We start from the raw sequence: 26,898 nt of genomic DNA on the forward strand, positions 1-26,898 counted from the left end.
AATTAACGTACCTTCAGCGTGGCCAGGCCAATCAGCACTAGCATCAGCGAAATAATCCAGAAGCGCACGATGACGCGCGGCTCCGGCCACCCTTTCAATTCATAGTGATGATGGATCGGCGCCATGCGAAAAATACGCTGGCCGCGCAGCTTGAACGATCCCACCTGCAGAATTACCGACAGCGTTTCAACCACAAACACGCCGCCCATGATCACCAGCAAGAACTCCTGACGCAGCAGCACCGCAATCGTGCCCAGCGCACCGCCCAAAGCCAGTGAACCGACATCGCCCATAAAGACCTGCGCCGGATAAGTGTTGAACCATAAAAAGCCCAACCCAGCGCCGACAATCGCGGTGCAGACAATCACCAGTTCGCCTGCGTGGCGAAGATAAGGAATATGCAAATACTCAGCAAACTTCACGTTACCGGTCGCCCAGGCTACCAACGCGAAACCGGCAGCAACAAAGACGGTGGGCATAATTGCCAGGCCATCCAGACCATCGGTTAAATTCACTGCATTGCCGGTTCCGACAATCACGAAATACGCCAGCAGAATATAAAACAAGCCCAACTGCGGCATAATGTCTTTGAAGAACGGCACCACCAGCTGCGTCGCTGGCGTATCTTTACCCGCCAGAAACAGGGCGAAGGCGACACCCAGTGAGATCACCGACATCCAAAAATACTTCCAGCGAGCAATCAGACCTTTAGTATCTTTGCGCACCACTTTGCGGTAATCATCAACAAAGCCGATGACGCCAAACCCTACCAGCACCACCAATACGCACCAGACATAAGGATTGGATGGATACGCCCACATCAATACTGAAATAGTGATGGACGTAAGAATCATGATCCCGCCCATGGTGGGCGTGCCGCGCTTGCTAAAATGCGACTCAGGACCATCGTTACGAACGACCTGACCAATCTGCAATTTTTGTAGCCAGGCAATCAGACGCGGCCCCATATAAAGAGAGATAAACAAGGCGGTCAGCAGGCTGACAATGGCGCGAAACGTCAAGTACGAAAAGACGTTAAAGCCGGAATAAAATGCGACCAAATGCTCGGCCAGCCAAACTAACATGTTCCTTTCTCCTGTAAGCTCTGTACTACCTGCTCCATGGCGGCACTACGCGAACCTTTAATCAAGACCGTAATTTCTGTGTGTTCGGACAACAGCGAGCGTAAACGTTCAGTCAACGCGGCTTTATCGCTGAAATGTTCGCCAACTTCGCTGCTTTCACTAATGAGGTGACTGATTTTTCCGGTGCTTAATACGCGGTCAATTCCTGCAGCTTTAGCCGCATGTCCGACTTCACGATGGCACTGTTCTGCTTCATGACCCAGTTCCGCCATATCACCCACCACCATCACGCGATAACCCGGCATTTCACCCAGTACCTGCGCAGCAGCAGTCATTGAGCCGACGTTCGCGTTGTAGCTGTCATCCAGCAATAACTTGCTTGGTGATAAGCGGATCGGGAACAGGCGTCCAGGAACAGACTTGAGTGTTTTAAGGCCGAGCTGAATTGCGCTTAGCGGCGCGTCTACTGAAAGAGTCAGCGCAGCGGCGGCCAGCGCGTTAGCAATATTGTGGCGGCCAGGCAGCGGCAGCGTGATGGCGATATTGCCACGCGGCGTATGCATAGTGAAGTGCGTGCCATCTTGCCCTACAGTGATATCGCTGGCAGAGAAATCACACTCTTTGGCTTGAGGCGAAAAACGCCAAACCGTTTTACCGTGCAGGTGTTGTTGCCAGTGCGGCCAGTCGTTGCTGTCGGCATTGAGAATGGCGGTACCGTGGGCAGGTAAGCCTAAGAAAATTTCACCTTTGGCTTTAGCGACTCCATCCAAAGATCCAAAGCCTTCGAGATGCGCAGCGGCAAGGTTATTGACCAAAGCCGTTTCAGGGCGAACCAGCTCGGTAGTGTAAGCAATCTCACCCTGATGGTTAGCACCTAATTCAATCACCGCATATTGATGTTCAGCGGTCAGGCGCAGCAGCGTCATCGGCACGCCGAAATCATTATTCAGATTCCCTGCGGTATAAAGTGTTTCACCACACTGACGCAAAATAGCCGCAGTCATCTCTTTGACTGAGGTTTTACCGGAAGAGCCGGTTAACGCGACAACGCGCGCTTTCGCCTGTTGACGCACCCACGCGGCTAACTTGCCAAACGCCAAACGTGTGTCATCAACCACCACTTGTGGTACAGCGACGGGTAAATGTTTGCTCACCAATAAGGCCAGCGCGCCGCTGGCAATTGCCTCACCGACAAAGTCATGTGCATCAAAGCGTTCGCCGACGATGGCAATAAACAGACAGCCTGCCGTGACTTTGCGGGTATCGGTGGTCACCTCATTCAGCGTTAAATCGCTGCCATATAGCGTACCACCTGTGATCTCTGCCAAAGTGCTTAAGGAAACCGGGATCATGCCGCGCCCCTAATAAAGCCGCAACAGTCGCGCGATCAGAGTAATCAAGGCGGCGATTGCCGACGATTTGATAATCTTCATGCCCTTTACCCGCCACCAACACGATGTCGTCTGGCTGAGCCTGCATGATGGCATTGGTCACGGCTTGTGCACGACCTGCAACCACGCGTGCGCGCGTTGGATCCAGCAGGCCGGCTAAAATATCCTTCACAATGGCTTGTGGATCTTCGCTGCGAGGATTGTCATCAGTGATCACCACGACATCCGCATATTGCTCAGCAATCGCGCCCATCAGTGGGCGTTTGCCTTTGTCGCGATCGCCACCACAGCCAAACAGGCACCAAAGCTGACCTTTGCAGTGCAGACGCGCCGCTTCCAGCGCTTTTTCCAGCGCGTCTGGCGTGTGGGCATAATCGACGACGACAGTCGGCTTGCCTGCGGCGCTAAAGACTTCCATACGACCATTTACCGGCTGCAGTTGCGGCGCAACGCGCACTAACTCATCCAGTGAATAATCGAGCGCCAACAATGTCGCCAGCGCCAGCAATAGGTTGCTGACGTTAAAGGCACCCATCAGGCGGCTATTGATTTCACCTTCGCCCCAACTCGAGCTGAAACGGATATGCGCACCATCATCGTGATAGGTCACATTGTCCGCCTTCAACCAACGGCCATGGCAGCCTGGCTGCAGATTATTTTCCATAGTGACCGCTACGGCATCAGGAAGGTTGGCCAACCAACGGCGCCCTACCTCATCATCAGCGTTCAGAATCGCTTCGCCTACCTGATGCTCAGAGAACAAGAGCCATTTCGCAGATTCGTAGCTCTGCATATCGCCATGATAATCGAGGTGGTCACGGCTGAGATTGGTGAATACCGCAGCAGCAAAAGGCAAAGCCGCCACGCGGTGCTGCACCAAGCCGTGTGAGGAAATTTCCATCGCCGTCAGGGTGGCACCCTTCGCGGTAAGATCATGCAGGATATGTTGTACATCGACTGCAGATCCGGTGGTATTTTCAGTGGGTACGAGTTGACCGAAAAGGCCGTTGCCGACCGTGCCCATTACCGCGCTGGTTTCACCTAAGAGTTTCGCCCACTGCGCTAAAAGCTGCGTGGTAGTGGTTTTACCGTTGGTGCCAGTAACGCCAACCAGCTGCTGTTTTTCACCGGGCTGTTGATAGAAGCGCCCAGCTAATGCGGATAAACGCTGATGCAGTTGCGCCAGATAAACCACCGGTACGCCGTGCATTTCACGAATTTCGCCGTCAATGGCCTCGCCTTCTGCTTCAGCAATCACAGCCGAAACGCCTTGAGCAATAGCCTGCGGAATAAAACGCCGTCCATCGGCGTGGTGGCCTGCAACAGCCACAAACAGATCGCCCGATGCCGCAATGCGGCTATCCAGCGTCATGTCACGAAGCTGACGTGCCGGCGCGTCTGGCACCCATGGGCCAAGTAAGTCGCGCAGGTTACGATCTGTCACTTGATTCCTCACTTCTGTTAGTCACTAACTCGTTCTTGTCATTGACCGGCAACGCATCCGGCTCGATGTTCATGGTGCGTAAAACGCCGCCCATGATGGCACCAAACACCGGCGCGGAAACCGCACCGCCATAATATTTGCCGGCCTGGGGATCGTTGATCACCACCACCAGCGCAAAACGAGGGTGACTGGCAGGCGCAACGCCTGCAGTGTAAGCAATGTATTTATTGACGTAGCGCCCATCCGGTCCGACTTTTTTGCCGTACCCGTTTTGATCGCGATGCGGTATCCCTTGATGGCGGCTTTAACACCACCTCCACCCGGCAGCGCGACGCTTTCCATCATATGCACCACGGTTTTCACCAGTGACTCATCGAAAACGCGTTCACCGGCAACCGGTGGATCAACCTTAGTGATCGACAGCGGGCGATTAATGCCGTAGCTGCCAATCGTTGCATAGACTCGCGCTAACTGTAACGGCGTTACCATTAGCCCGTAGCCGAAAGAGAAGGTGGCCCTCTCTATGTCAGACCACCGTTGTTTTTGAGGGTATAAGCCACTACTTTCCCCGACCAGCCCCAAATTGGTCGGTTTACCCAGTCCAAAGCGTGCGTAAGTATCTACGAGCGCTGAGGAGGGCATCGCTAACGCCAAACGTGAAACACCGACGTTACTCGACTTCTGCAAAACCCCTGTCAGGGTCAATTCGTTATAACGCGCCACATCTTTGATCTCATGACCATTTACACGATAAGGCACGGTATTCAATACGCTGTTTTCTTTGACCACGTTGCGTTGCAGCGCCGTCATCACCACCATCGGTTTCACCGTGGAGCCTGGCTCAAAAATGTCTGTGATAGCGCGGTTACGCATCATCTCTTTAGGCGTATTGCTGAGATTATTCGGGTTGTAAGCTGGGCTGTTTGCCATCGCTAACACTTCACCGGTGCTGACATCAACCAGCACGGCGGTTCCAGACTCCGCTTTGTTGAAGGCAACCGCGTTATTCAATTCACGGTAAACCAGCGCCTGTAAGCGCTCATCAATGCTTAGTGTCAGGTTATGTGCGGCGCGGCTGTCTACTGAAGAGATATCTTCAATTACGCGGCCAAAGCGATCTTTACGTACCGTACGTTCGCCTGGCGCACCGGTAAGCCATTTATCAAAGCTCTTCTCGACCCCTTCAATGCCTTGACCATCAATGTTGGTGAAGCCGATTAGATGGGATGTCACCTGCCCTGCCGGGTAATAACGACGAGACTCTTCGCGGAGATGAATACCGGGAAGCTTAAGTTTTTTAACGTATTCACCAATAGCCGGATTGACCTGGCGCGCCAGATAGACAAAACGTCCTTTTGGATTGGCGTTGACGCGAGCGGCGAGCTGATCAAGAGGAATGGAGAGCGCATCAGACAGCGCTTTCCAGCGGCTGTCTAATGTCACGCCACCGCCATCGTGCAGCTCTTTAGGATCGGCCCAAATAGCATTGACCGGGACACTTACCGCCAATGGACGCCCTGCACGATCGCTGATCATGCCACGTGCCGTCGGCACCGCCTGCACGCGCAGCGAGCGCAAATCGCCCTCTTTAACCAGTTTGTCTGGGTTAATAACCTGTAACCAGGCGACACGGGAGAGAAGGCCGCCTAATGCCAGCAAAATACAGCCGCACAGCAACGCAAAACGCCAGCTTACAAAGCTGGCTTTATCTTCCGGTTTCTTCAACTTCAGCGTTCTGCCTGCGCCGCTCATTCGCTGTTTGAGGTCCTTATTTCTGCACCACAATATTTTCTTGTGAAGGATCAACATGCTGCAGCTGCAGCTTCTCGGTCGCGATCCGCTCTACTCTGCTGTGATCGCCCAAGGCGTTTTCTTCCAAAATCAGGTTGCGCCATTCAATATCAAGCGCATCACGTTCCAGTACTAACTGTTCACGCTGTGCCGTTAACAAACGCGTTTTATGCGTCGTGGTGACAACGAACACCGCTGAAACCATTACGGCGATTAACAGCAATACCGGAACTTTGCCCTTACGCAGCAGATCGCCGCCAATGACGCCGGGCAGGCTGTGGCGCTCATTGCCGATCATGCTTACGTTCTCTCCGCAATACGCAACACCGAACTGCGCGCGCGTGGGTTTTCTGATACTTCACGATCGCCCGGCACCAACTTGCCGTGCAGCTTCAGCTCTCGTCCACCTAACTCTCTTAACTGGTACTCAGTCATCGGAATTCCAGGTGGAACTTGCGGACCACGACTTTGATCGCGCATAAAACGTTTAACCAAGCGATCTTCTAACGAGTGAAAACTGATAACGGATAAGCGGCCTTCAGTTGCCAGCACCTCAACGGCCCCTTTCAGCGCGATGTCGATCTCTTCCAGTTCACTGTTAATCCAGATACGAATCGCCTGGAAACTGCGTGTCGCAGGATGTTTAAACTTGTCTTTTATCGGCGTTGCCGCTGCGATAACGTCAGCCAATTCTTTAGTACGCGTCATTGGCTGTTCACGATTGCGCTCGACAATGGCACGTGCAATACGCTTAGCAAAACGTTCTTCACCGTAAGTTTTCAGCACGAAAGCGATATCAGCTTCATCAGCGTGGAGCAGCCAATCCGCGGCAGAATGCCCTCGCGTGGGATCCATACGCATATCGAGCGGCCCATCACGCATGAAAGAGAAGCCACGCTCGGCGTCATCTAACTGCGGAGAAGAGACGCCAAGATCCAGCAAAATGCCGTCGATCTTGCCAACCAGATCACGCTCGGTGACATATTCTGCCAGCGCAGAAAAAGGGCCATGAATAATTGTAAAACGTGGATCATCAATCTCAGCGGCCGCGGCAATAGCTTGCGGGTCACGATCGATGGCGATGAGCTTCCCGTTCGCACCAAGTTGCGAAAGAATTAAGCGTGAATGACCGCCACGACCAAAAGTGCCGTCGATGTAGATCCCGTCTTCCTTGATGTTGAGGCCGTTAACAGCCTCATCCAACAGCACGGTGGTATGTTTAAAATTTTCCTGCATAGCTATAGCGACAAGTCCTGCAATCGATCAGATAAAGGTTCCTGAGCCGACTGTTCTGCGTCAATATCGTCCTTAACTTGTTGATACCAGGTCTGTTCATCCCACAGCTCAAACTTATTGAACTGTCCAACCAGCATCACTTCTTTTGATAATTTGGCATGCTGACGAAGCGTGTTCGCCAGCAGCAAGCGGCCTGCATTGTCCATCTGACACTCACTGGCATGCCCCAACAGCAAGCGCTGCACGCGGCGCTCAAGCGGGTTCATACTGGATAAGCGAGCAAGCTTCTTTTCAATGATTTCCCATTCAGGCAAGGTATAAAGCAACAGGCAGGGCTGATGAAGATCGATGGTGCAAACCATTTGACCTTGAGACTCACTGTTCAACAAATCGCGATAGCGCATTGGTACGGCCAGTCGTCCTTTGCTGTCAAGATTGACTAACGTTGCTCCACGGAACATGCCAGCCTTTCTCCTCAGTTACCCATTTCCGCCACTTTATCCCACTTTTTACCACGAAACGAGTTTAAGGACCCGATGAAATCCTTGTCAAGCCGGAGCGGTAAGTGAATATCACTATTTCATGCTGACTAAAATTGAATTACAGAGCATCAACTCTGCTAAAAAAATCAAAATGGAAATTAACTTGATGAATAACTGAATAAAATTGAAGCACGTAAAAAAAACGATGGAAAATAGAACAATTATTGAGACGGCATATTTATCGTGGATTCTGAGACAGCGGTGGCATTTTAGGGGATTTCCTAAAGGATGAGTTAGCGCATCAGGCGGGACGTGGCTTGGCTGAATGATGAAGATCTAAACAAATAAAGAAATACCTCTCCAATAATGTGTTAGTTAACGTGTGCAGAATTTACTCTTTTTTACGACTTGGCGATTTTTTACGCTAATTTAATTACCACGGTAATTATTGGGGCAGCATAATTGCTGCCCCACGTTTTATTTTGATTTGCGGCTTAATTGTCCGCGTCGGAATAAATTACGGCGAATACGTGTAAGTCCAGGTTTGGGCTTTCTTGGCTCATCCAGTGAGGCAAGAACCAGTTCAAGTACTCGCTCCGCAACATCACGATGCCGCTGACCTACCGCTAAAACCGGACACTCTAAAAAGTCCAGTAATTCGTGGTCGCCAAAAGTCGCAATAGCCAGCTCCGTAGGTAAACGTCCTTCACGTTTCAGCACTACATCCATCACACCTTGCAGCAATCCAAATGAGGTGGTGAAAAGTGCTTCTGGCATCGCATGGTCTTCGAGATATTTTTCAAACATTGCCGCGGCAGCGGTACGTTCAAAGCTGTTGCAATAAAGGTAATCGATGGGTCGATCATCCTCTTTCCATGCATCACGGAAACCCGTTTCTCGCAGAAAACTCACTGAAAGCTCTGGCAAAGCGCCCAGGAACAGCACGTTTTTTACTTCAAGCTGACGCAATTCAGCCGCCAGCATAAAGGCATCGTCCTGATCTGCACCCACCACGCTGGTAAAATGCTCACGATCAAGCGCACGGTCCAATGCAATAATCGGCAGCGAATCGTGGATCCAGCGTTGATAAAACGGATGCTCGGGTGGTAAAGAGGTTGAAACGATGATGGCATCAACCTGGCGTTGCAGCAGATGCTCAATGCAGCGCATTTCATTATCGGGCTGATCTTCCGAACAGGCGATCAATAGCTGATATCCACGCTGACGTGCTTGCCGCTCAAGATAATTAGCGATACGCGTATAACTGGTGTTTTCCAAATCAGGAATAACTAAACCAATCGAACGCGTGCGCCCCGCACGTAGCCCTGCGGCCACCGCATTGGGGTGATAATTATGTTCACGCACCACCGCCATGACTTTCTCGACGGTTTTGTCGCTGACACGATACTGCCGCGCTTTGCCATTAATGACGTAACTGGCCGTGGTGCGCGACACGCCTGCCAGGCGCGCAATTTCATCCAGTTTCACGATAACCCCACAATCAAGCACGCTTCTGCAGCGTAAATAGCCGCAGTTACGCTAAGGACAACTCATTTATCACATCTAACAGCAGAAAAGTGTGTGGGGCAACCGCTTTTATGACGGTAGGCGGCATAGCGCATAAAAATAAAAAAACCCGGCATTTCGCCGGGTTAGCACACAGTTGTTTGATTCCGCTACGTTATTACCGCATGATGCGATCGCCACGTGAGACACCAACGATGCCCGAACGTGCAACTTCAACAATTTCCGCAACATCGCGCACGGTATTCAAAAAAGCATCCAGCTTGTCGCTGGTGCCTGCAAGCTGAACCGTGTAAAGCGTTGGCGTCACATCGATAATCTGACCGCGAAAGATTTCAGCATTACGTTTAACTTCTTCGCGTCCATATCCGCTGGCTTGGATCTTCACCAACATAATTTCACGTTCAACGTAGGCACCCTGCCCCAACTCGGTTACGCGCAATACATCAACCAGTTTGTGCAGTTGCTTCTCGATCTGCTCCAATACTTTTTGATCGCCGACCGTTTGGATCGTCATACGCGAAAGTGTCGGATCATCGGTTGGTGCAACAGTAAGGCTTTCAATGTTGTAGCCGCGTTGTGAAAACAAGCCGACAACGCGAGACAATGCGCCGGATTCGTTTTCCAGCAAAACTGATAAAATGCGACGCATAATTAAGTCCTCTCCGTTTTGCTCAACCACATCTCGTCCATACTGCCACCGCGAATATGCATCGGGTAAACGTGCTCGCTGCCATCAACCGTAACATCAACAAATACCAGACGACCTTTCGCTAGCGTATCCAGCGCCAAGGCTAACTTCTCTTCCAGCTCGGCAGGGTGTTGAATCGCAATTCCAACGTGTCCATATGCTTCTGCCAGGCGAACAAAATCAGGCAGCGATTCCATATAGGATTGTGAATGGCGCCCTGAATAGATCATGTCTTGCCACTGCTTCACCATGCCGAGAACGCGGTTGTTGAGGTTTAGCACCAGCACCGGCAAGTCATATTGCAGTGCAGTTGAAAGCTCCTGAATGTTCATCTGAATGCTGCCATCACCGGTTACGCAAATCACCGTCTCATCTGGCAGCGCCATTTTCACACCCAGCGCTGCTGGCAATCCAAAGCCCATCGTTCCCAGTCCGCCGGAGTTAATCCAGCGACGCGGCTTATCAAACTGATAATAAAGTGCGGCGAACATCTGGTGCTGGCCGACATCAGAGGTGACGTAAGCATCGCCCTGAGTCAGGCGATAAATAGTTTCAATGACCGCCTGCGGTTTGATCTTGTCGCTGGTGCGATCAAATTCAAGACACTTGCGGCTACGCCAGCCATCAATCGTTTGCCACCAATCGCGCAGACTATCAAGCTGCTGCTTGCTTTCGTTTTGCGCCAGCAGTTCCAGCATCTGCTGCAGAACTTGTTTAGCATCGCCGACGATAGGAATGTCTGCGGCAACGGTTTTAGAAATCGAGGTAGGATCGATATCAATGTGCATCACCGTGGCATTAGGACAATATTTTGCCAGGTTATTGGTGGTGCGATCGTCAAAACGTACGCCAATACCAAAAATCAAATCGGCATTGTGCATCGTCATGTTCGCTTCGTAAGTCCCGTGCATGCCTAGCATGCCAAGGCACTGGCGATGCGTGCCAGGAAAGCGCCTAATCCCATTAATGAGTTTGTAACCGGGATATTCAGGCTTTCAGCCAACTGAAGCACTTCAGCTTCACAAGCGGAAGTAATCGCACCGCCACCGACATACATCACAGGCTTATGCGCTGCTAACAGCGTTTGCAAAGCGCGCTTGATCTGACCTTTATGTCCTTGAACGGTTGGATTGTATGAGCGCATGCTCACCGAATCCGGCCACATATAAGGCAGTTTGTGGGCAGGATTTAGAATATCTTTCGGCAGATCGATGACGACCGGACCGGGACGACCACTTGCTGCCAGCCAAAAGGCTTTTTTCAAAACGCCAGGAATTTCTTCGGTGCTTTTCACTAAGAAGCTGTGTTTCACCACCGGGCGGGAAATCCCCACCATGTCGCACTCCTGGAAAGCATCGTAACCAATCAGTGAAGACGGTACTTGCCCCGATAGAATAACGAGCGGAATGGAATCCATGTATGCCGTAGCAATACCGGTAATTGCGTTGGTTGCACCGGGACCCGAGGTCACCAGCACCACACCCACTTCGCCAGTGGCGCGCGCCAGACCGTCAGCCATATGCACTGCGCCCTGTTCATGGCGAACTAATATGTGATCAATACCACCCACCGTTTGCAGAGCGTCATAGATATCAAGCACCGCTCCGCCCGGATAACCGAATACCTGCTTTACGCCCTGATCGATTAACGAACGGACGACCATTTCGGCTCCTGACAACATCTCCATTTTCTGCCTCCAGGCTAAAGGAACTGAATTCACTGACGAATGCTTTCCAGCATGTCACTTGCATCCTGCTCCCTGTTCGCCAATTAAGATCAAAACCTTATGTTTACGCGTAGACAGCGGGAATCATTTCCGCTGTCCAGATACAGAGAAATCTGCTGATTTAATTCTTTTGATAGTAGGTCGATTACCATAACCGTAGAAAACCTGGCAGGCAAACTTCAAACTTGAGTTAGGCAATCGATTAGGCTTTAAAGGCTCTGCTCGATAAGATTTGGCTACGATGATTAAACTAATTACGTGAGCTAACAGCAGACGAAAATGCTAGTCATGATATTAATTGCAGCGTGATCTAAGAAATAGCAAAAAGTTATTGGAGGAAGCGTTAGCCCACAATTTCCTGAGACAATTCATTTCTGGCGTTATTATCCTTAAAACAATCCATTCACATGAGATTCTGCTGCATCAAACGCTCACCAACCGTAATCATTACGGCAAAATAATTAAAATTAAACATTATAACTCAATGGGATATAATAATTTATTTTATTGAATCCTTATGTTTTCATCCTCAGGTGATATCCCTGCTTTTATGCTGCTGCGCATAACTCTGCAACGACGTAAAACTACAGAATATTTTTCTTAGCGACCTAATGAAATAACCCTTCACCTATGGTTGACATCCCTTAGGGATTCCAGTACCAATATGTGCAGCAAAAAAATTTACGAGGTTTGAATCCATGTTTCGTTCTACTCGCCTACTAGGTCTACTACTAAACGCAGCCAATTTGCGCGGTAGACTTGTGGGCGGAATCAAACACTGATTCAAACCTGCTGAAAGTTAAAAACCCGCGCCGATGCGCGGGTTTTTTTATGCTCGTTGCAAAGCGAAGTTAATGCATAAGGATGAATACGATGAGCCAACAAGTCATTATTTTCGATACCACTCTGCGCGACGGTGAGCAGGCATTACAGGCCAGCCTGAGTGTGAAAGAAAAACTGCAGATTGCTTTAGCGCTGGAGCGCATGGGCGTCGATGTAATGGAAGTCGGTTTCCCGGTTTCCTCACCTGGTGATTTTGAATCGGTACAAACCATTGCGCGCACTATTAAAAACAGCCGCGTCTGTGGTCTGGCGCGTTGTGTAGAGAAAGATATTGACGCCGCATACGAAGCACTGCGCGTTGCCGAAGCGTTTCGCATTCACACTTTTATCGCCACGTCGCCGATGCACATCGCCACTAAGCTGCGCAGCACCTTGCCAGAAGTGATTGAGCGCGCCGTTCACATGGTGAAACGCGCCCGTAATTACACCAATGATGTTGAATTTTCTTGTGAAGATGGCGGTCGTACGCCGATTGATGATCTGTGCCGCATGGTTGAAGCCGCGATTAACGCAGGCGCGACAACCATCAACATTCCCGACACCGTGGGTTATACCTTGCCGGGTGAATACGCAGACATCATCCGTCAGTTGGTCAACCGCGTACCTAACATCGATAAAGCCATTCTGTCCGTTCATACCCACGACGACTTAGGTATGGCTACCGGCAACGCGATTGCTGCGGTTCAGGCGGGTGCGCGCCAGGTCGAAGGCACAATGAATGGTCTGGGTGAACGTGCAGGTAACTGTGCGCTGGAAGAAGTGATTATGGCGATTAAAACCCGTCAGCAGATCATGAACGTCCATACCAATATTCAGCATCAGGAAATTTACCGTACCAGCCAAATGGTTAGCCAGATCTGCAACATGCCGATTCCCGCTAACAAAGCGGTGGTCGGTTCTAACGCCTTTGCTCACTCTTCCGGCATCCATCAGGATGGCGTGCTGAAAAATCGTGAAAACTACGAAATATTAACGCCAGAATCGATCGGCCTGCACAAAATCCAGCTGAATCTGACGTCACGCTCAGGCCGTGCCGCGGTAAAACATCGCATGGAAGAGATGGGCTACAAAGAGAGCGATTACAACCTGGACAAACTGTACGACGCGTTCCTGAAACTGGCCGACAAAAAAGGTCAGGTATTCGATTATGACCTGGAAGCGCTGGCGTTCATTAACAAGCAAAACGAAGAGCCGGAATATTTCCAGCTGAACGATTTTAATGTGCAGTCGGGTTCAAGCATCAACGCAACCGCATCGGTGAATCTGGGTTGTGGTGAAGAAGCAAAATCTGAGGCGGCAACCGGTAACGGCCCAGTCGATGCGGTCTATCAAGCGATCAATCGCATCACCCAGTTTGATGCCGAGCTGGTGAACTACAAACTGACGGCAAAAGGCCACGGCGAAAATGCCTTGGGTCAGGTTGATATTGTGGTGAGCTACAACGGCCGTAAATTTCATGGTGTCGGCTTGGCAACGGATATTGTCGAGTCTTCCGCCAAAGCGATGGTCAACGCCCTGAACAATATCTGGCGTGCCAAACAGGTTGAAAAAGAATTGCAGCGCAAATTTAAAGATCAGAAGGAAACGGTGTAACTATGTCTACGTCTTCACATATCGCAGTTTTACCGGGCGACGGTATTGGTCCAGAAGTCATGGCGCAGGCCATCAAAGTGTTAGATGCGATTCGTCAACGCTTCGATATGCGCATCACCACCAGCGAATATGATGTTGGCGGCATCGCGATTGATCGTCATGGTGAACCCCTTCCACCGGCAACAGTAGCCGGTTGTGAACAAGCCGATGCAATTCTGTTTGGTTCGGTAGGTGGCCCAAAATGGGAGCATTTACCTCCCGCTTCCCAACCTGAGCGTGGCGCGCTGTTGCCGCTGCGTAAGCACTTCAAACTGTTTAGCAACTTGCGCCCTGCTGCGCTCTACAGCGGCCTGGAAGCATTTTGTCCGCTGCGTAGCGACATCGCTGCAAAGGGCTTCGATATTCTTTGCGTGCGTGAGTTAACTGGCGGCATCTACTTCGGTCAGCCAAAAGGCCGCGAAGGCAGCGGTCCACATGAGCGTGCGTTTGATACCGAGGTCTATCACCGTTTCGAGATTGAACGTATTGCGCGCATTGCTTTTGAATCTGCTCGTAAACGCCGTAATAAAGTTACGTCAGTGGATAAAGCCAACGTGCTGCAAACCTCCGTAATGTGGCGCGAAATCGTTAACGAGATCGCTAAAGAATATCCTGACGTGCAGTTGAGCCACATCTATATCGACAACGCCACCATGCAGTTGATCAAAGATCCTTCACAGTTTGATGTGCTGCTGTGTTCTAACCTGTTTGGTGACATTCTTTCTGACGAATGCGCCATGATCACCGGTTCAATGGGCATGCTGCCTTCCGCCAGCCTGAATGAAGAAGGGTTTGGTCTTTACGAACCGGCAGGCGGTTCTGCGCCTGACATCGCGGGACAAAATATCGCTAACCCCGTTGCGCAGATCCTCTCCTTATCTCTGCTGCTGCGCTACAGCCTGAATGCTAATGACGCTGCAGACAGCATTGAGCGCGCGATCAGTCGTGCGCTGGAAGAAGGTTATCGTACCAAAGATTTAGCCGGTGATGGCCCAGCAGTCAGCACAGATGAGATGGGCAGTATCATTGCCCGCTTTATCGCCGAGGAAAAATAAAATAATGAAAACTTTATACCAGAAGTTATTTGATGCACATGTCGTTAATGAAACGCCAAATGAAACCCCATTGCTCTATATCGATCGCCATCTGATCCATGAAGTGACATCACCGCAGGCCTTTGATGGCCTGCGTGCTCACGGTCGTAAAGTCCGTCAGCCGTCTAAAACCTTCGCGACCATGGATCATAACGTCTCCACGCAGACCAAAGATATCAATGCGTCGGGCGAGATGGCACGTATCCAGATGCAAGAATTGATGAAGAACTGTGCCGAGTTTGGCGTGCAGTTGTATGACCTGAATCACCCGTTTCAAGGCATTGTGCACGTAATTGGTCCAGAGCAAGGTATGACTTTGCCCGGCATGACCATTGTTTGCGGTGATTCACATACTGCAACGCACGGCGCTTTTGGTTCGCTGGCATTTGGTATCGGTACTTCAGAAGTTGAGCATGTGTTTGCCACGCAAACCCTGAAACAGGGCCGTGCCAAAACCATGAAAATCGAAGTGCTGGGTGAAGCGGCTACCGGCATCACTGCCAAAGATATTGTGCTGGCGATCATCGGTAAAACCGGTAGCGCAGGCGGCACCGGCCATGTAGTCGAATTCTGTGGCCCAGCCATTGAAGCGCTGAGCATGGAAGGTCGTATGACGCTGTGCAACATGGCCATTGAGATGGGTGCCAAAGCGGGTTTAGTGGCACCGGATGACACCACCTTTACTTACCTGAAAGGTCGCCAGTTTTCACCCGACGGTGAGAAATGGGAACAAGCCGTCGAGTATTGGCGCACCCTGAAGTCAGATGAAGGCGCAAAATTTGATGCGGTTGTTACCCTGCATGCCGAAGAGATCGCGCCTCAGGTAACTTGGGGAACAAATCCAGGCCAGGTCATTGCCGTTGATCAAGCGATCCCGAATCCAGCCTCTTTTGCCGATCCCGTTGAACGCGCCTCCGCAGAGAAAGCGCTGGCGTATATGGATCTGCAGCCAGGCATCAAGCTGACTGACGTTAGCATCGACAAAGTCTTTATCGGTTCTTGTACTAACTCACGTATTGAAGATTTACGCGCTGCTGCTGCGATTGCCAAAGGCCGCAAAGTCGCGCCAGGCGTAATGGCGATGGTGGTGCCAGGCTCGGGTCCGGTAAAAGCGCAGGCGGAAGCGGAAGGTCTGGATAAGATTTTCCTCGAAGCGGGTTTTGAATGGCGCTTGCCGGGTTGCTCAATGTGCCTGGCCATGAACAACGATCGCCTGAATCCGGGTGAGCGTTGCGCCTCTACCAGCAACCGTAACTTTGAAGGACGTCAAGGACGTGGCGGCCGTACGCATCTGGTTAGCCCGGCCATGGCAGCTGCGGCTGCGGTAACTGGTCATTTTGCTGACATCCGTGAACTGACGACAGGAGCATAAGTCATGGCGAATAAATTTACCCAACACACCGGGATTGTTGCGCCGCTGGATGCGGCAAACGTCGATACCGACGCGATCATCCCTAAGCAGTTTTTGCAGAAAGTTACGCGTACCGGTTTTGGTCAGCACCTGTTTCACGATTGGCGCTTTGAAGATGATGCCGGCACCGTACCGACTGCCAGCTTCGTGTTGAACAAGCCCGAATTCAAAGGCACCAGTATTTTACTGGCGCGTGAAAACTTTGGCTGTGGATCGTCACGTGAGCACGCACCTTGGGCGCTAACAGATTTCGGTTTTCACGTGGTGATTGCACCCAGTTTTGCCGATATCTTTTACGGCAATAGCTTTAACAATCAGCTGCTGCCGGTAAAGCTCAGCGATGAAGAAGTCGATGAGATGTTTAAACTGGTCGCTGCACAGCCAGGCATCCGTTTCACTGTTGATCTTGAAGCGCAAACCGTGACCGCAGGCGATAAAACGTATCCGTTTGAGCTCGACAGTTTCCGTCGTCACTGCATGATCAATGGTCTCGACAGCATTGGCCTGACGCTTCAGCACGAAGCCTCGATCTCTGATTATGAGCAGAAGCAGCCCGCTTTCCTGCGTTAATCATTAAGGGCGACGATTTAGTCGCCCTTTTCTTATACGTTGCGTACCCGCGCCGACATGGCAAAAGAGGCAATAGCCAGCCCTAACGCCAGCCAATATATTGAGATATGTCCAAAGCGTTCGCTCAAGGTTCCCTGAATCAATCCCGCCAAAATCATGCCGGTGGAAATAGAATTAGTGAACATAGTGGTGGCTGCGCCCGGTCGTCCTGGCATTAAATCCTGAAACCACAGCATGCCTATTCCGGCAATGATGCCGATAAATACTGCATTAAACAGCTGCAAAATCAGCAACGCATGGCGCGAACTAAACAATACCAGTCCGAGATAGAACAGAATACCTGCCGCTACCGCGATCAGCATCAGGTTGCGTTTACCGACGCGTTTAGCGCAATAGCCAGCCAGTAACATCACTGGAATCTCCAGTGCTGCCGCCATTCCCATCAATAACCCCGCCAGCTTTTCCGGTAAGCCCAGCGTGCTGCTGATATAGAGCGGCATATCGATAATATACATGGTATTGCAGGTCCACATTGTCACGGAGGCGATAAACAGCAGCCTGACATCGCGGTTGCGCCAACCGCTGATCGGCATGCCGCCGCTGTGCATCAGCGAATCAGCGCGTGGCACCGAAGGCAAGGTAAACCAAATAAGGAGGATGCAGATAAAGAACAGCGCTGCCGCCACCATGAACAGCGTGACAAAGCCATAGTTGAGCGCCAGTGCAAACGACAGCGGCGGCCCAATCACCCAAGCCAGTGATATCTGCGCACGCATTACCGAACTGAACATCGCTGCTTCGCGCGCGGAATGGTCAATATATTCTCGCGCCAGCGCAAAAATCTGTGGCATGGAGACGCTGGCCAGCGCTGACAGCAGCACGCCCAGCGTAATCAGTGTGAAATAATGACGCGTGAAGGCAAACAAAATGGCATTACACAGCGCCATCAGACAACAAAACAGAATGATGTGACGGCGATCACCGACGCTGTCTGAGCGCTTGGCTACCAGCATACTCACCACAATCCCGGCCACGGCATTAATGGTAAAAAACAGCCCAACCCAAAACGGCCGCGCCTGCACTTCACGCGTCAAAAACAAGCTGAGCGTGGGTGCTTGTAATGCACCGGCTACGCCAATCATGAACGATGCCACCATAAACGCGAGATAAACCGGATTGATGCGACGCTGCGACTTCATGCCGAAATCCCTAACAGAATGAAAAAACCGAGGAAAAAAACAAGGGTAGACGATACAGCGCAACACGAAAAAAGCCAGCAGATAAAATCCTGCTGGCGGTGTAATTGCACCCTACTCAGAAAGGATCCCGCATCGCTGCGCGATCATGGTTGAGCGCCATTCATTGCTGAATGCCTCCCGCTCTTCCAATGAGGTTCAGTTTGCCTCTAATATGAGGCAGGAAAAACAGAGCGCTTTTTACAGGGAGTTCCTCTTTTATGTCCTCATCACGCCTTAAACAGCAATTCATTCGCCTGTGGCAAAGTTGCCAGGGCCAGACGCAAGAAACCACGCTGAGTGAACTGGCGGATTTACTGCATTGCTCTCGCCGTCATATGCGTAATTTACTTAACGCTATGCAAGATGCTGGATGGCTAACCTGGCAAGCTGAAGCCGGGCGCGGCAAGCGTTCACAGCTGACTTTTTGTTATACCGGACTCGCGCTACAGCAGCAGCGGGCAGAAGATTTGCTGGAGCAGGATCGTATCGATCAACTGGTGCAACTGGTCGGCGATAAAAATCAGGTGCGACAGATGATCAGCGCGCATCTGGGCCGCAGTTTCCGCCAGGGCAAACATATTCTTCGCGTGCTTTATTACCGCCCGTTACTCAATCTGCTGCCTGGATCGCCGCTGCGCCGCTCAGAGACGCATTTGGCACGACAAATCTTTAGTGGGCTGACGCGAATAAATGAGGAAAACGGGGAAATCGAGGCGGATATTGCGCACCACTGGCAGCAAACATCGCCGCTGCACTGGCGCTTTTTTTACGCCCGGCTATCCGCTTTCACCACGGTCGCGAATTAGAAATGGCTGATGTCATCGGCAGTCTTGAACGCCTGCGTGATCAGCCGCTGTTTTCACATTTCCAACTCATCACCTCGCCCGCCCCTGGACGCTGGATATCACGCTAAGCCAGCCCGACGACTGGTTACCTTGGTTACTTGGCAGCGTGAGCGCCATGATTCTGCCGCGTGAATGGCCCGAGCAGCGTGATTTCGCTCGCCAGCCTAAGGGGACTGGCCCTTACAGCGTGGTGCGCAATCAGCAAAGCCAGCTGAAAATCGAAGCGTTTGATGACTACTTTGGCTTTCGCGCCCTGATCGATGACGTCTCAATTTGGGTATTGCCTGAGATCAGCGACGAACTGGTTTATTCAGGCGTACGTTTGCAGGGCGACACCGTTGATGAAAAGCAGGAAGAGAGTCGGCTCGAAGAGGGATGTTATTATTTGCTATTCGATCAGCGATCAGAAAAAGGTCGCAACGAGGCGATTCGCCGCTGGGTCAGCTATTTATTTAATCCTATTGCCCTGCTCAATCATGCGAGCGCTGGCTATCAGCGCTACTGGTTTCCCGCTTACGGTTTGCTGCCGCGCTGGCACCATCGCCGTGACTTAACGCCCGTTGAGAAACCAGCTGGGCTGAAAAGCCTGACGCTCACCTGGTATAGCCAACACGTTGAGCACGAAGGCATCGCTAATGCGCTACGCCCTTTATTAGCGCAACATGGCGTAACGCTTGAAACGTGTGAAGTCAGCTATGAAAGCTGGCATCAGGGCGAGGCTGAAAGCGATATCTGGCTGGGCAGCGTCAATTTCACCCTGCCGCTGGAATATTCACTGTTTGCTCAGCTCTATGAGGTGCCGTTGCTGCATCATTGCCTGCCCATTGACTGGCACAGCGATGCCGCACGCTGGCGTGAAAAAGCGCTGCCGCTTGCCGAATGGAGCAAGCGCTTGGTCGAGGAAGGCGGGTTGCATCCGCTGTTTCATCACTGGCTGCTGCTGGAAGGAGAACGCAGTATGCGTGGCGTGCGCATGAATACGCTGGGCTGGTTTGATTTTAAATCCGCCTGGTTCGCGCCGCCGGAGCTGTGATCCTTTCGCCCCGGCGATGAAATGACTAGAATGACTCGTTCTCAACGGGGTGCCGCTTGCGATTGTCGCAATGAGCTGAGATATACCCGTCGAACCTGATTCGGTTAATACCGACGTAGGGATTTGAGAGGCCAACGTGCTCAGATCCTTTGCGACTCATATAACAATTCTCCTTAAGGAGCGCAAAGTGTTAAAAAAATGTCTGTCTCTGCTGCTGCTGCTGTCAGCGCCCGTCTTTGCTGCCAAACCGACCTTAACCGTTTATACCTACGATTCATTCTCAGCCGATTGGGGCCCTGGCCCAGCGGTGAAAAAAGCCTTTGAAGCGCAGTGCAATTGCGAACTGAAATTCGTCGCGCTGGAAGATGGCGTGTCGCTGCTGAATCGCGTGCGCATGGAAGGCAAGAACAGCAAAGCCGACGTGGTATTAGGGCTGGATAACAATTTGGTGCAGGCGGCACAAAAAACGGGTCTGTTTGCGCCCAGCGACGTTGACACCAGCAAGCTACAGTTACCCGATGGCTGGCAAGATAAAACCTTTGTGCCCTTCGATTACGGCTACTTCGCCTTTGTCTATGACAAAAATAAACTCAAAAATCCGCCTAAAAGCCTGAAAGAACTGGTTGATAGTCCAGAGAAGTGGCGCGTCATTTATGAAGACCCGCGTACCAGCACGCCGGGTTTAGGCTTGCTGCTGTGGATGCAAAAAGTGTATGGCGATCAGGCACCGCAGGCCTGGCAGAAGCTGGCGCAGAAAACCGTTACTGTCACCAAAGGTTGGAGCGAAGCTTACGGTCTGTTCCTGAAAGGTGAAGGTGATCTGGTGTTGAGTTACACCACCTCGCCTGCTTACCACATCATCGAAGAGAAAAAGAGAATTACGCCGCTGCGTCGTTTGCCGAAGGCCATTATTTGCAGGTTGAAGTTGCGGCTCAGCTTGCCAGCAGCAAACAACCCAAACTGGCGCAACAGTTCATGCAGTTCATGGTGTCGCCCGCCTTCCAGAACGCGATTCCAACCGGTAACTGGATGTATCCCGTAATCAAAACTGATTTACCGGCAGGATTTTCATCGTTGAGCGTGCCAAATACTGCGCTGCAATTCTCATCGCAAGATGTCGCCGATCACCGCTCAGAATGGATTAATGCATGGCAACGCGCCGTCAGCCGTTAATTCCGCTCTGGTTGATTCCCGGTTCGCTCGCCACGCTGCTGCTGTGCAGTGTGGCGCTGCTGGCGTTTTCCTCGCTGTGGATCGCTGCGCCTGATACGGACTGGCGCAGCGTATTGCAGGACGACTATCTCCATCACGTTATCGGCTTCTCCTTTGGTCAGGCGCTGCTTTCTGCGCTGTTGTCGCTCCTGCCTGCGATTGCGCTCGCGCGCGCACTTTACCGGCGGCGCTTTCCTGGCCGCCAATTATTGCTGCGGCTGTGCGCCATGACGCTGGTTCTGCCGGTTTTGGTCGCGGTATTTGGCTTGCTTACGGTCTATGGTCGCGTCGGCTGGTTGGCGCAGTTGTGCCAGTTTTTTAATATCGATTACGCTTTTTCGCCGTACGGCCTGCAAGGTATTCTGCTGGCACATGTGTTTTTCAATTTGCCGCTGGCAACGCGTTTGATGTTGCAGGCGTTAGAAAGCATCCCGGCCGAGCAGCGGCAACTGGCCGCGCAGCTTAATTTGCGCGGCTGGCACCATTTCCGCCTGCTGGAATGGCCGTGGCTGCGCCGTCAGTTGCTGCCGACCGGCGCGCTGATATTTATGCTCTGCTTTGCCAGCTTTGCTACCGTGTTGTCGCTGGGCGGCGGGCCGCAAGCCACCACCATTGAACTCGCCATTTTTCAGGCGCTGAGTTATGACTACGATCCGGGGCGCGCAGCATTGCTGGCACTGATACAGCTCACCTGCTGCCTGACTTTAGTTTTGCTCAGCCAGCGTTTTAGCAAGGCCATTCCCGCTGGCATCAGTCAACTGCGCGGCTGGCGCGATCCGCAAGATTCCCTGCTTGCTCGCGTGAGTGATTTTGCCTTGATTGTGTTGGCGCTGCTGCTGCTGTTACCACCGCTGCTGGCAGTCATCGTGGATGGATTGCATGGCGGCCTGCGCGGGGCGTTGGCACAACCGGCGCTGTGGCAGGCCACATTCACTTCGCTGCGTATCGCGCTGGGTGCTGGCCTGCTTTGCGTGCTGCTGACTATGATGCTGCTGTGGAGCAGCCGTGAATTGCGTATGCGCCAACGCAACGTGGCCGCACAGATCATAGATACCAGCGGTATGTTGATTCTGGCGATGCCCGGTATCGTGCTGGCGACCGGCTTTTTCCTGCTGTTCAACGCCACCATTGGCTTGCCCACTTCCGCTGACGGTTTAGTGATATTCACTAACGCACTGATTTCCATTCCCTACGCCCTGAAAGTATTGGAAAACCCCATGCGCGATATCGCTGAGCGCTACGCAAACCTGTGCAATTCGTTGGGTATCCAGGGCTGGAATCGACTACGTCTGATTGAACTGCGCGCCCTGAAGCGACCTTTAGCTCAGGCACTGGCCTTTGCCTGCGTGTTATCGATCGGAGATTTTGGCGTGGTTGCGCTGTTTGGTAGCGCAGATTTCCGCACCTTACCGTTCTACCTGTATCAACAAATTGGTTCTTATCGTGGCGCAGACGGAGCAGTTACCGCCCTGCTGCTGCTGTTACTTTGCCTGTTGCTGTTTACTCTGATGGAAAAATTACCGGGCCACCATGCTGACTCTGAATAACCTCACTTACCTGTATCACCACTTGCCGATGCGTTTCAGCCTGACTGCGCAACGTGGCGAACGTCTGGCGATTCTTGGCCCCAGCGGCGCAGGTAAAAGTACGTTGCTGAGCCTGATTGCCGGATTTTTACCGGTCAGTCAGGGAATGCTGGAGATTGATGGCAAAGATCACACGCGCAGCGTGCCCGCAAAGCGTCCGGTTTCGATGCTGTTTCAGGAGAACAACCTGTTTCCACACCTCAACGTACAGCAGAACATGGCGCTGGGGCTGAATCCAGGCTTGAAGCTAAATGCCACCCAACAACAACAACTGGCGGCTATTGCAACACAGGTTGGGTTAAGCGATCTGCTTACGCGCTTGCCGGGCCAGCTTTCCGGTGGGCAACGTCAGCGTGTTGCGCTGGCACGTTGCTTACTGCGCGATCGCCCGGTTCTGCTGCTGGATGAACCCTTTTCAGCCCTCGATCCCGCCTTGCGTGGAGAGATGCTGCAACTGGTGAGTTCAGTGTGTGAGACACGCAACATTACCTTACTTATGGTGTCGCACAGCCTGGAAGATGCGCAGCAAATTGCGCCGCGCAGCGTGGTCATTGTGGATGGTCGGGTTTACTGGGATGGCGCAACGCAGCAGTTGCTGTCGGGAGAAACACGGGAAGCCGATGTGCTCGGCATCCCGCGCCGTTAATTAAAGAAAACTTGCCCTAACAAGTGCAGGAAAATGGGCATCATGGGGTGGAACTGAATCGCCACCAATGCGCCTACCGCGATAGCAAATCCAAGCGGTGCTAACCAACGCAAGCGTTGTGGCGGCAGATACGCTGTTGCCCAATCCTGACTTTTACCGCTGCGCCACCAGCGCCAGCAGAGCCAAAATCCGAGCCACGCGATAATCGCCACTAACAGCAGCAGCCACTTAAAGTTACCGCCCTGCGCCGCTTTCGGCACGTCAATGGCCACGCCTGCTAAAATACCTGGCAGCAAGTACAGCGGCGGCCACAAAATACAGCCAATGAGATTGGGCGGCAGGAACTTGCGCACCGGCAACTCCAACATGCCTGCGGCAAGCGGAATCAGCGGACGCGTTGGCCCAACAAAGCGCCCCACCAGAATGGTGAACATACTGTGCTGATGCAGTGCATGCTCGGTTTTATCCAGCAATCCTTTGTATTTTTGAATATATTTCCAGCGATGCAGCGGCCCCTGAAATTTCCAGCCAATGCCATAGGAAACCCAGTCACCAATCAAGCATCCAGCAAAACCCGCCGCCCAGGCAGGATAGAGACCAATTTGTCCGCTACCCACCAACGCGCCGAGGCTGGCCATCAAAACCGTACCCGGCAGTAATAATCCCACAAACGCCAGTGATTCAAGAAACGTCACCATTGCAACGGCAAACAGCGCCCATTCCAGCGACTGTGTAAAAAGGTGTTGAACCCAGGCTTCCATAACCTTCCTTAAAAAAGCACAAGGCTGGATTGTCCTGAGCCTGCATCGAAGCGTCAAGGCAAGAATTGTACGCTGATATTGACAAAAGCCAGCCGCGAGAACTGTATAAATATCCATGTTATACTTTGCTCACTGCCCATCCCGAATCCGGCTTTCTGGAGAGAGTGTGAATATGCCACGCGCAGGTTTCCTGCTCACCCGACACTGGCGCGACAGCGCACAAGGCACCGAAATCATTTTCTGGCTGGCAACCGATGACGGTCCACAGCGCGTTGTACTGCCGGTGCAAGAGTCGGTCGCCTTTATCCCTTGCGATTATCAGGCGCAGGTTGAAGCGCTGATAAAGGATGAACGACACGTACGCATTCAGCCGCTGGAATTGAAAGACTTCCGCCGTCGCCCAGTGTTTGGCCTCTATTGTCGGCAGAATCGCCAGTTACAGTGGATTGAGAAAAAGCTGCGGGAAAACGGCATTCCAATTTACGAAGCGGATATTCGCCCGCCAGAGCGCTTTCTGATGGAGCGCTTTATCACTGCGCCCGTCTGGTTCAGCGGTGATCAGCAAGGTGAAAGCGTCGTGAACACGCGCCTGAAGCCGCATCCCGATTATCGTCCTCCGCTGAAATGGGTCTCGCTGGATATTGAAACCACTCAGCATGGCGAACTTTACTGCATTGGACTCGAAGGTTGCGGACAGCGTCAGGTTTACATGCTTGGGCCGCCCAACAGCGATGCCAGCCAACTCGACTTTGAGCTGATCTATCTGGAAAGCCGCCCACAACTGCTGGAAGCGCTTAATCATTGGTTTGCACAACATGACCCCGATGTAATTATTGGTTGGAACGTGGTGCAATTTGACCTGCGTATGCTGCAAAAACATGCCGATCGTTACGGCATTCCGCTGCGCCTTGGGCGTCAACAAGCCCCGCTGGAATGGCGCGAACATGGCTTTAAGCCTGGCGTTTTTTTCGCTCAGGCAACTGGCCGCCTGATTATTGATGGCATCGACGCGCTGAAATCCGCCTTCTGGGATTTTCCTTCATTTAGCCTGGAATCTGTCTCGCAACAGCTATTGGGCGAAGGGAAAGCGATCAACAATCCCTGGCAGCGCATGGAAGAGATTAACTGGCGTTTTGCCAACGATAAACCGGCGCTGGCGCGTTACAACCTGAAAGATTGTGAACTGGTGACACGCATCTTCCACAAAACAGAGATCATGCCATTTTTGCTGGAACGAGCGGCGGTAAACGGTTTGGCGGTGGATCGTCACGGTGGATCGGTGGCAGCATTTGGTCATCTTTATATTCCGCGCATGCACCGTGCGGGCTTTGTCGCGCCAAACTTAGGCGACGTAGCCCCCGAAGCCAGCCCTGGCGGCTACGTGATGGATTCGCGTCCCGGCTTGTATGACTCAGTATTGGTGCTCGACTATAAAAGCCTTTATCCCTCGATTATTCGCACCTTCCTGATCGATCCGGTCGGGTTGGTGGAAGGATTAGCGCATCCAAACGATACCGATTCGGTTGCTGGTTTCCGCGAAGCACGTTTTTCACGCCAGACGCACTGTTTACCGGCAATCGTTGAGCAGATCTGGCAAGGACGCGAAGCGGCTAAAAACAGGGCAACAAGCCGCTGTCGCAGGCGCTGAAAATCATCATGAATGCGTTCTATGGCGTACTCGGCACCAGCGCCTGCCGCTTCTTTGATCCTCGTCTGGCCTCATCGATTACGCTACGCGGGCACGCCATCATGCAGCAAACGCGTGAATTGATTGAGGCTGAAGGTTACGACGTTATTTACGGCGATACCGATTCCACCTTCGTCTGGTTGAAGACAGCGCACAGCGAAGAGCAGGCGGCCGCGATTGGCCGACAGCTGACAGAAAAGGTTAATATCTGGTGGCGCGAGCATCTGCAAAGCGAATATGGGCTTAACAGCGCATTAGAGCTGGAGTACGAGAGTCATTTTTGCCGCTTTTTGATGCCCACCATTCGCGGTGCCGAGCAAGGCAGTAAAAAACGCTACGCGGGATTGATCCGCGAAGGCGCTAGCGAGCGCATGGTATTTAAAGGTCTGGAATCGGTGCGCACCGACTGGACGCCGCTGGCGCAGCAGTTTCAGCAAGCGTTATACAGCCGCATCTTTCGTCGCGAACCCTGGCAGGATTATATTCGTGAAACAGTGGCGCAACTGCTGGCGGGTGAGCTGGACGATCAGCTGATTTACAAAAAACGCCTGCGTCGTCCGTTAAAAGAGTATGAACGTAACGTGCCGCCGCATGTACGCGCTGCGCGCATCGCTGATGAAGAGAATCGCAAGCTGGGACGACCTTTACAGTACCAAAATGGCGGGCGCATTCGCTACGTGATTGCCACTGCAGGCCCGGAGCCGCTGGAGGCGCGGATTACGCCACTCGACTACGATCATTACGTTAGCAAGCAGTTACAACCGGTGGCCGATGGCATTTTACCTTTCGTCGACGGCGACTTTGCTACACTTATAAACGGTCAGTTGGGACTTTTTGACAGGTGACGAATGCCCTGCCATCCAGTACCATAGCGCCCTTCCCAAAACTCACCGCTCTGACACGTTCACCAGACCTTATCGTTTGGATGACATGCTATTGCCCTGGAGTTGGGAACACCTTCAAAAACGTT

16 protein-coding genes, 6 pseudogenes and 1 riboswitch are annotated in these 26,898 nt (G+C 52.2%); of the genes and pseudogenes, 10 read left to right on the forward strand and 12 right to left on the reverse strand.

From position 1 onward, the window contains the following. Positions 1 to 2: 2 nt before the first annotated feature. From mraY to ilvI, 10 genes and pseudogenes are all read right to left on the reverse strand, one after another. Positions 3 to 1,085: a phospho-N-acetylmuramoyl-pentapeptide-transferase gene (gene mraY, locus KQP84_RS18540; RefSeq protein ID WP_215847641.1), complete on the reverse strand. Its 1,083-nt coding sequence runs from the start codon at positions 1,083 to 1,085 to the stop codon at positions 3 to 5. After that, positions 1,079 to 2,437, reverse strand: a complete 1,359-nt coding sequence (gene murF, locus KQP84_RS18545; protein ID WP_215847642.1) for a UDP-N-acetylmuramoyl-tripeptide--D-alanyl-D-alanine ligase — start codon at positions 2,435 to 2,437, stop codon at positions 1,079 to 1,081. Before murF ends, mraY begins: the two co-directional genes overlap by 7 nt. Before the next feature lie 7 nt (positions 2,438 to 2,444). Then, a pseudogene (murE, locus tag KQP84_RS18550) lies at positions 2,445 to 3,920 on the reverse strand (UDP-N-acetylmuramoyl-L-alanyl-D-glutamate--2,6-diaminopimelate ligase); the annotation flags it as partial. Continuing rightward, a pseudogene (ftsI, locus tag KQP84_RS18555) lies at positions 3,907 to 5,729 on the reverse strand (peptidoglycan DD-transpeptidase PBP3). The pseudogenes murE and ftsI, both read right to left, overlap by 14 nt. Continuing rightward, positions 5,689 to 6,009, reverse strand: coding sequence for a cell division protein FtsL (gene ftsL, locus KQP84_RS18560; protein WP_215847643.1), 321 nt, complete (start codon positions 6,007 to 6,009; stop codon positions 5,689 to 5,691). The pseudogene ftsI and the gene ftsL overlap by 41 nt, the downstream one beginning before the upstream one ends. Positions 6,010 to 6,011: 2 nt before the next feature. Then, on the reverse strand, positions 6,012 to 6,947 hold the full coding sequence (gene rsmH / locus KQP84_RS18565; protein WP_215847644.1) for a 16S rRNA (cytosine(1402)-N(4))-methyltransferase RsmH: 936 nt from the start codon (positions 6,945 to 6,947) through the stop codon (positions 6,012 to 6,014). 2 nt (positions 6,948 to 6,949) lie between these two features. Beyond that, complete coding sequence (gene mraZ / locus KQP84_RS18570; protein WP_215847645.1) at positions 6,950 to 7,408, reverse strand: division/cell wall cluster transcriptional repressor MraZ; 459 nt, start codon at positions 7,406 to 7,408, stop codon at positions 6,950 to 6,952. 498 nt (positions 7,409 to 7,906) lie between these two features. Further along, positions 7,907 to 8,917 (reverse strand): catabolite repressor/activator, encoded by a 1,011-nt coding sequence (cra, locus tag KQP84_RS18575; RefSeq protein ID WP_215847646.1) that lies wholly within the window; start codon positions 8,915 to 8,917, stop codon positions 7,907 to 7,909. A gap of 196 nt (positions 8,918 to 9,113) precedes the next feature. Next, positions 9,114 to 9,605, reverse strand: a complete 492-nt coding sequence (ilvN, locus tag KQP84_RS18580) for an acetolactate synthase small subunit (RefSeq protein WP_010253849.1) — start codon at positions 9,603 to 9,605, stop codon at positions 9,114 to 9,116. Between the two features lie 2 nt (positions 9,606 to 9,607). Next, positions 9,608 to 11,331, reverse strand: a pseudogene (gene ilvI / locus KQP84_RS18585) (acetolactate synthase 3 large subunit). A gap of 737 nt (positions 11,332 to 12,068) precedes the next feature. Between ilvI and leuL the strand changes: the two are divergent. The 5 genes from leuL (at position 12,069) to leuD (ending at position 16,920) form a co-directional block, all read left to right on the forward strand. Then, positions 12,069 to 12,152, forward strand: coding sequence for a leu operon leader peptide (gene leuL / locus KQP84_RS26255; RefSeq protein WP_215848340.1), 84 nt, complete (start codon positions 12,069 to 12,071; stop codon positions 12,150 to 12,152). A gap of 91 nt (positions 12,153 to 12,243) precedes the next feature. After that, complete coding sequence (gene leuA / locus KQP84_RS18595) at positions 12,244 to 13,806, forward strand: 2-isopropylmalate synthase (protein WP_215847647.1); 1,563 nt, start codon at positions 12,244 to 12,246, stop codon at positions 13,804 to 13,806. Between the two features lie 2 nt (positions 13,807 to 13,808). Further along, on the forward strand, positions 13,809 to 14,900 hold the full coding sequence (gene leuB / locus KQP84_RS18600) for a 3-isopropylmalate dehydrogenase (RefSeq protein ID WP_215847648.1): 1,092 nt from the start codon (positions 13,809 to 13,811) through the stop codon (positions 14,898 to 14,900). A gap of 4 nt (positions 14,901 to 14,904) precedes the next feature. Continuing rightward, positions 14,905 to 16,311, forward strand: a complete 1,407-nt coding sequence (gene leuC / locus KQP84_RS18605) for a 3-isopropylmalate dehydratase large subunit (RefSeq protein ID WP_215847649.1) — start codon at positions 14,905 to 14,907, stop codon at positions 16,309 to 16,311. 3 nt (positions 16,312 to 16,314) lie between these two features. Continuing rightward, positions 16,315 to 16,920: a 3-isopropylmalate dehydratase small subunit gene (gene leuD / locus KQP84_RS18610; protein ID WP_215847650.1), complete on the forward strand. Its 606-nt coding sequence runs from the start codon at positions 16,315 to 16,317 to the stop codon at positions 16,918 to 16,920. 32 nt (positions 16,921 to 16,952) lie between these two features. Here leuD and KQP84_RS18615 read toward each other — a convergent pair whose 3' ends face one another. After that, positions 16,953 to 18,119 carry an MFS transporter gene (locus KQP84_RS18615; protein WP_215847651.1) on the reverse strand — a complete coding sequence of 389 codons (1,167 nt, stop codon included), beginning with the start codon at positions 18,117 to 18,119 and terminating at the stop codon, positions 16,953 to 16,955. Between the two features lie 257 nt (positions 18,120 to 18,376). Between KQP84_RS18615 and sgrR the strand changes: the two are divergent. The 4 genes and pseudogenes from sgrR (at position 18,377) to thiQ (ending at position 23,480) form a co-directional block, all read left to right on the forward strand. Continuing rightward, positions 18,377 to 20,036 (forward strand): annotated as a pseudogene (gene sgrR, locus KQP84_RS18620) (HTH-type transcriptional regulator SgrR). Positions 20,037 to 20,071: 35 nt separating this feature from the next. Next, positions 20,072 to 20,176, forward strand: a riboswitch (TPP riboswitch). A gap of 47 nt (positions 20,177 to 20,223) precedes the next feature. Further along, positions 20,224 to 21,209 (forward strand): annotated as a pseudogene (gene thiB, locus KQP84_RS18625) (thiamine ABC transporter substrate binding subunit). Next, positions 21,185 to 22,795 carry a thiamine/thiamine pyrophosphate ABC transporter permease ThiP gene (gene thiP, locus KQP84_RS18630; protein ID WP_215847652.1) on the forward strand — a complete coding sequence of 537 codons (1,611 nt, stop codon included), beginning with the start codon at positions 21,185 to 21,187 and terminating at the stop codon, positions 22,793 to 22,795. Before thiB ends, thiP begins: the two are co-directional and overlap by 25 nt. Then, positions 22,779 to 23,480, forward strand: coding sequence for a thiamine ABC transporter ATP-binding protein ThiQ (gene thiQ, locus KQP84_RS18635; protein WP_215847653.1), 702 nt, complete (start codon positions 22,779 to 22,781; stop codon positions 23,478 to 23,480). Before thiP ends, thiQ begins: the two co-directional genes overlap by 17 nt. Here the strand turns inward: thiQ and KQP84_RS18640 are convergent. Next, on the reverse strand, positions 23,477 to 24,241 hold the full coding sequence (locus tag KQP84_RS18640) for a DedA family protein (protein ID WP_215847654.1): 765 nt from the start codon (positions 24,239 to 24,241) through the stop codon (positions 23,477 to 23,479). The two genes, thiQ and KQP84_RS18640, sit on opposite strands and share 4 nt — an antisense overlap. Before the next feature lie 166 nt (positions 24,242 to 24,407). Here KQP84_RS18640 and polB point away from each other — a divergent pair. Beyond that, positions 24,408 to 26,773: pseudogene (gene polB / locus KQP84_RS18645) on the forward strand (DNA polymerase II). Positions 26,774 to 26,898 lie beyond the last annotated feature (125 nt).

It is taken from the genome of Candidatus Pantoea bituminis (assembly GCF_018842675.1).
In the GTDB taxonomy this organism is placed as follows: domain Bacteria; phylum Pseudomonadota; class Gammaproteobacteria; order Enterobacterales; family Enterobacteriaceae; genus Pantoea; species Pantoea phytostimulans.

Excerpts from the sequence above, each read along its gene's own strand:
- mraY (WP_215847641.1), bottom strand. The coding sequence starts at position 1,085 with ATGTTAGTTTGGCTGGCCGAGCATTTGGTCGCATTTTATTCCGGCTTT.
- murF (WP_215847642.1), bottom strand. The coding sequence starts at position 2,437 with ATGATCCCGGTTTCCTTAAGCACTTTGGCAGAGATCACAGGTGGTACG.
- ftsL (WP_215847643.1), bottom strand. The coding sequence starts at position 6,009 with ATGATCGGCAATGAGCGCCACAGCCTGCCCGGCGTCATTGGCGGCGAT.
- rsmH (WP_215847644.1), bottom strand. The coding sequence starts at position 6,947 with ATGCAGGAAAATTTTAAACATACCACCGTGCTGTTGGATGAGGCTGTT.
- mraZ (WP_215847645.1), bottom strand. The coding sequence starts at position 7,408 with ATGTTCCGTGGAGCAACGTTAGTCAATCTTGACAGCAAAGGACGACTG.
- ilvN (WP_010253849.1), bottom strand. The coding sequence starts at position 9,605 with ATGCGTCGCATTTTATCAGTTTTGCTGGAAAACGAATCCGGCGCATTG.
- leuL (WP_215848340.1), top strand. The coding sequence starts at position 12,069 with ATGTTTCGTTCTACTCGCCTACTAGGTCTACTACTAAACGCAGCCAAT.
- leuA (WP_215847647.1), top strand. The coding sequence starts at position 12,244 with ATGAGCCAACAAGTCATTATTTTCGATACCACTCTGCGCGACGGTGAG.
- leuB (WP_215847648.1), top strand. The coding sequence starts at position 13,809 with ATGTCTACGTCTTCACATATCGCAGTTTTACCGGGCGACGGTATTGGT.
- leuC (WP_215847649.1), top strand. The coding sequence starts at position 14,905 with ATGAAAACTTTATACCAGAAGTTATTTGATGCACATGTCGTTAATGAA.
- leuD (WP_215847650.1), top strand. The coding sequence starts at position 16,315 with ATGGCGAATAAATTTACCCAACACACCGGGATTGTTGCGCCGCTGGAT.
- KQP84_RS18615 (WP_215847651.1), bottom strand. The coding sequence starts at position 18,119 with ATGAAGTCGCAGCGTCGCATCAATCCGGTTTATCTCGCGTTTATGGTG.
- thiP (WP_215847652.1), top strand. The coding sequence starts at position 21,185 with ATGGCAACGCGCCGTCAGCCGTTAATTCCGCTCTGGTTGATTCCCGGT.
- thiQ (WP_215847653.1), top strand. The coding sequence starts at position 22,779 with ATGCTGACTCTGAATAACCTCACTTACCTGTATCACCACTTGCCGATG.
- KQP84_RS18640 (WP_215847654.1), bottom strand. The coding sequence starts at position 24,241 with ATGGAAGCCTGGGTTCAACACCTTTTTACACAGTCGCTGGAATGGGCG.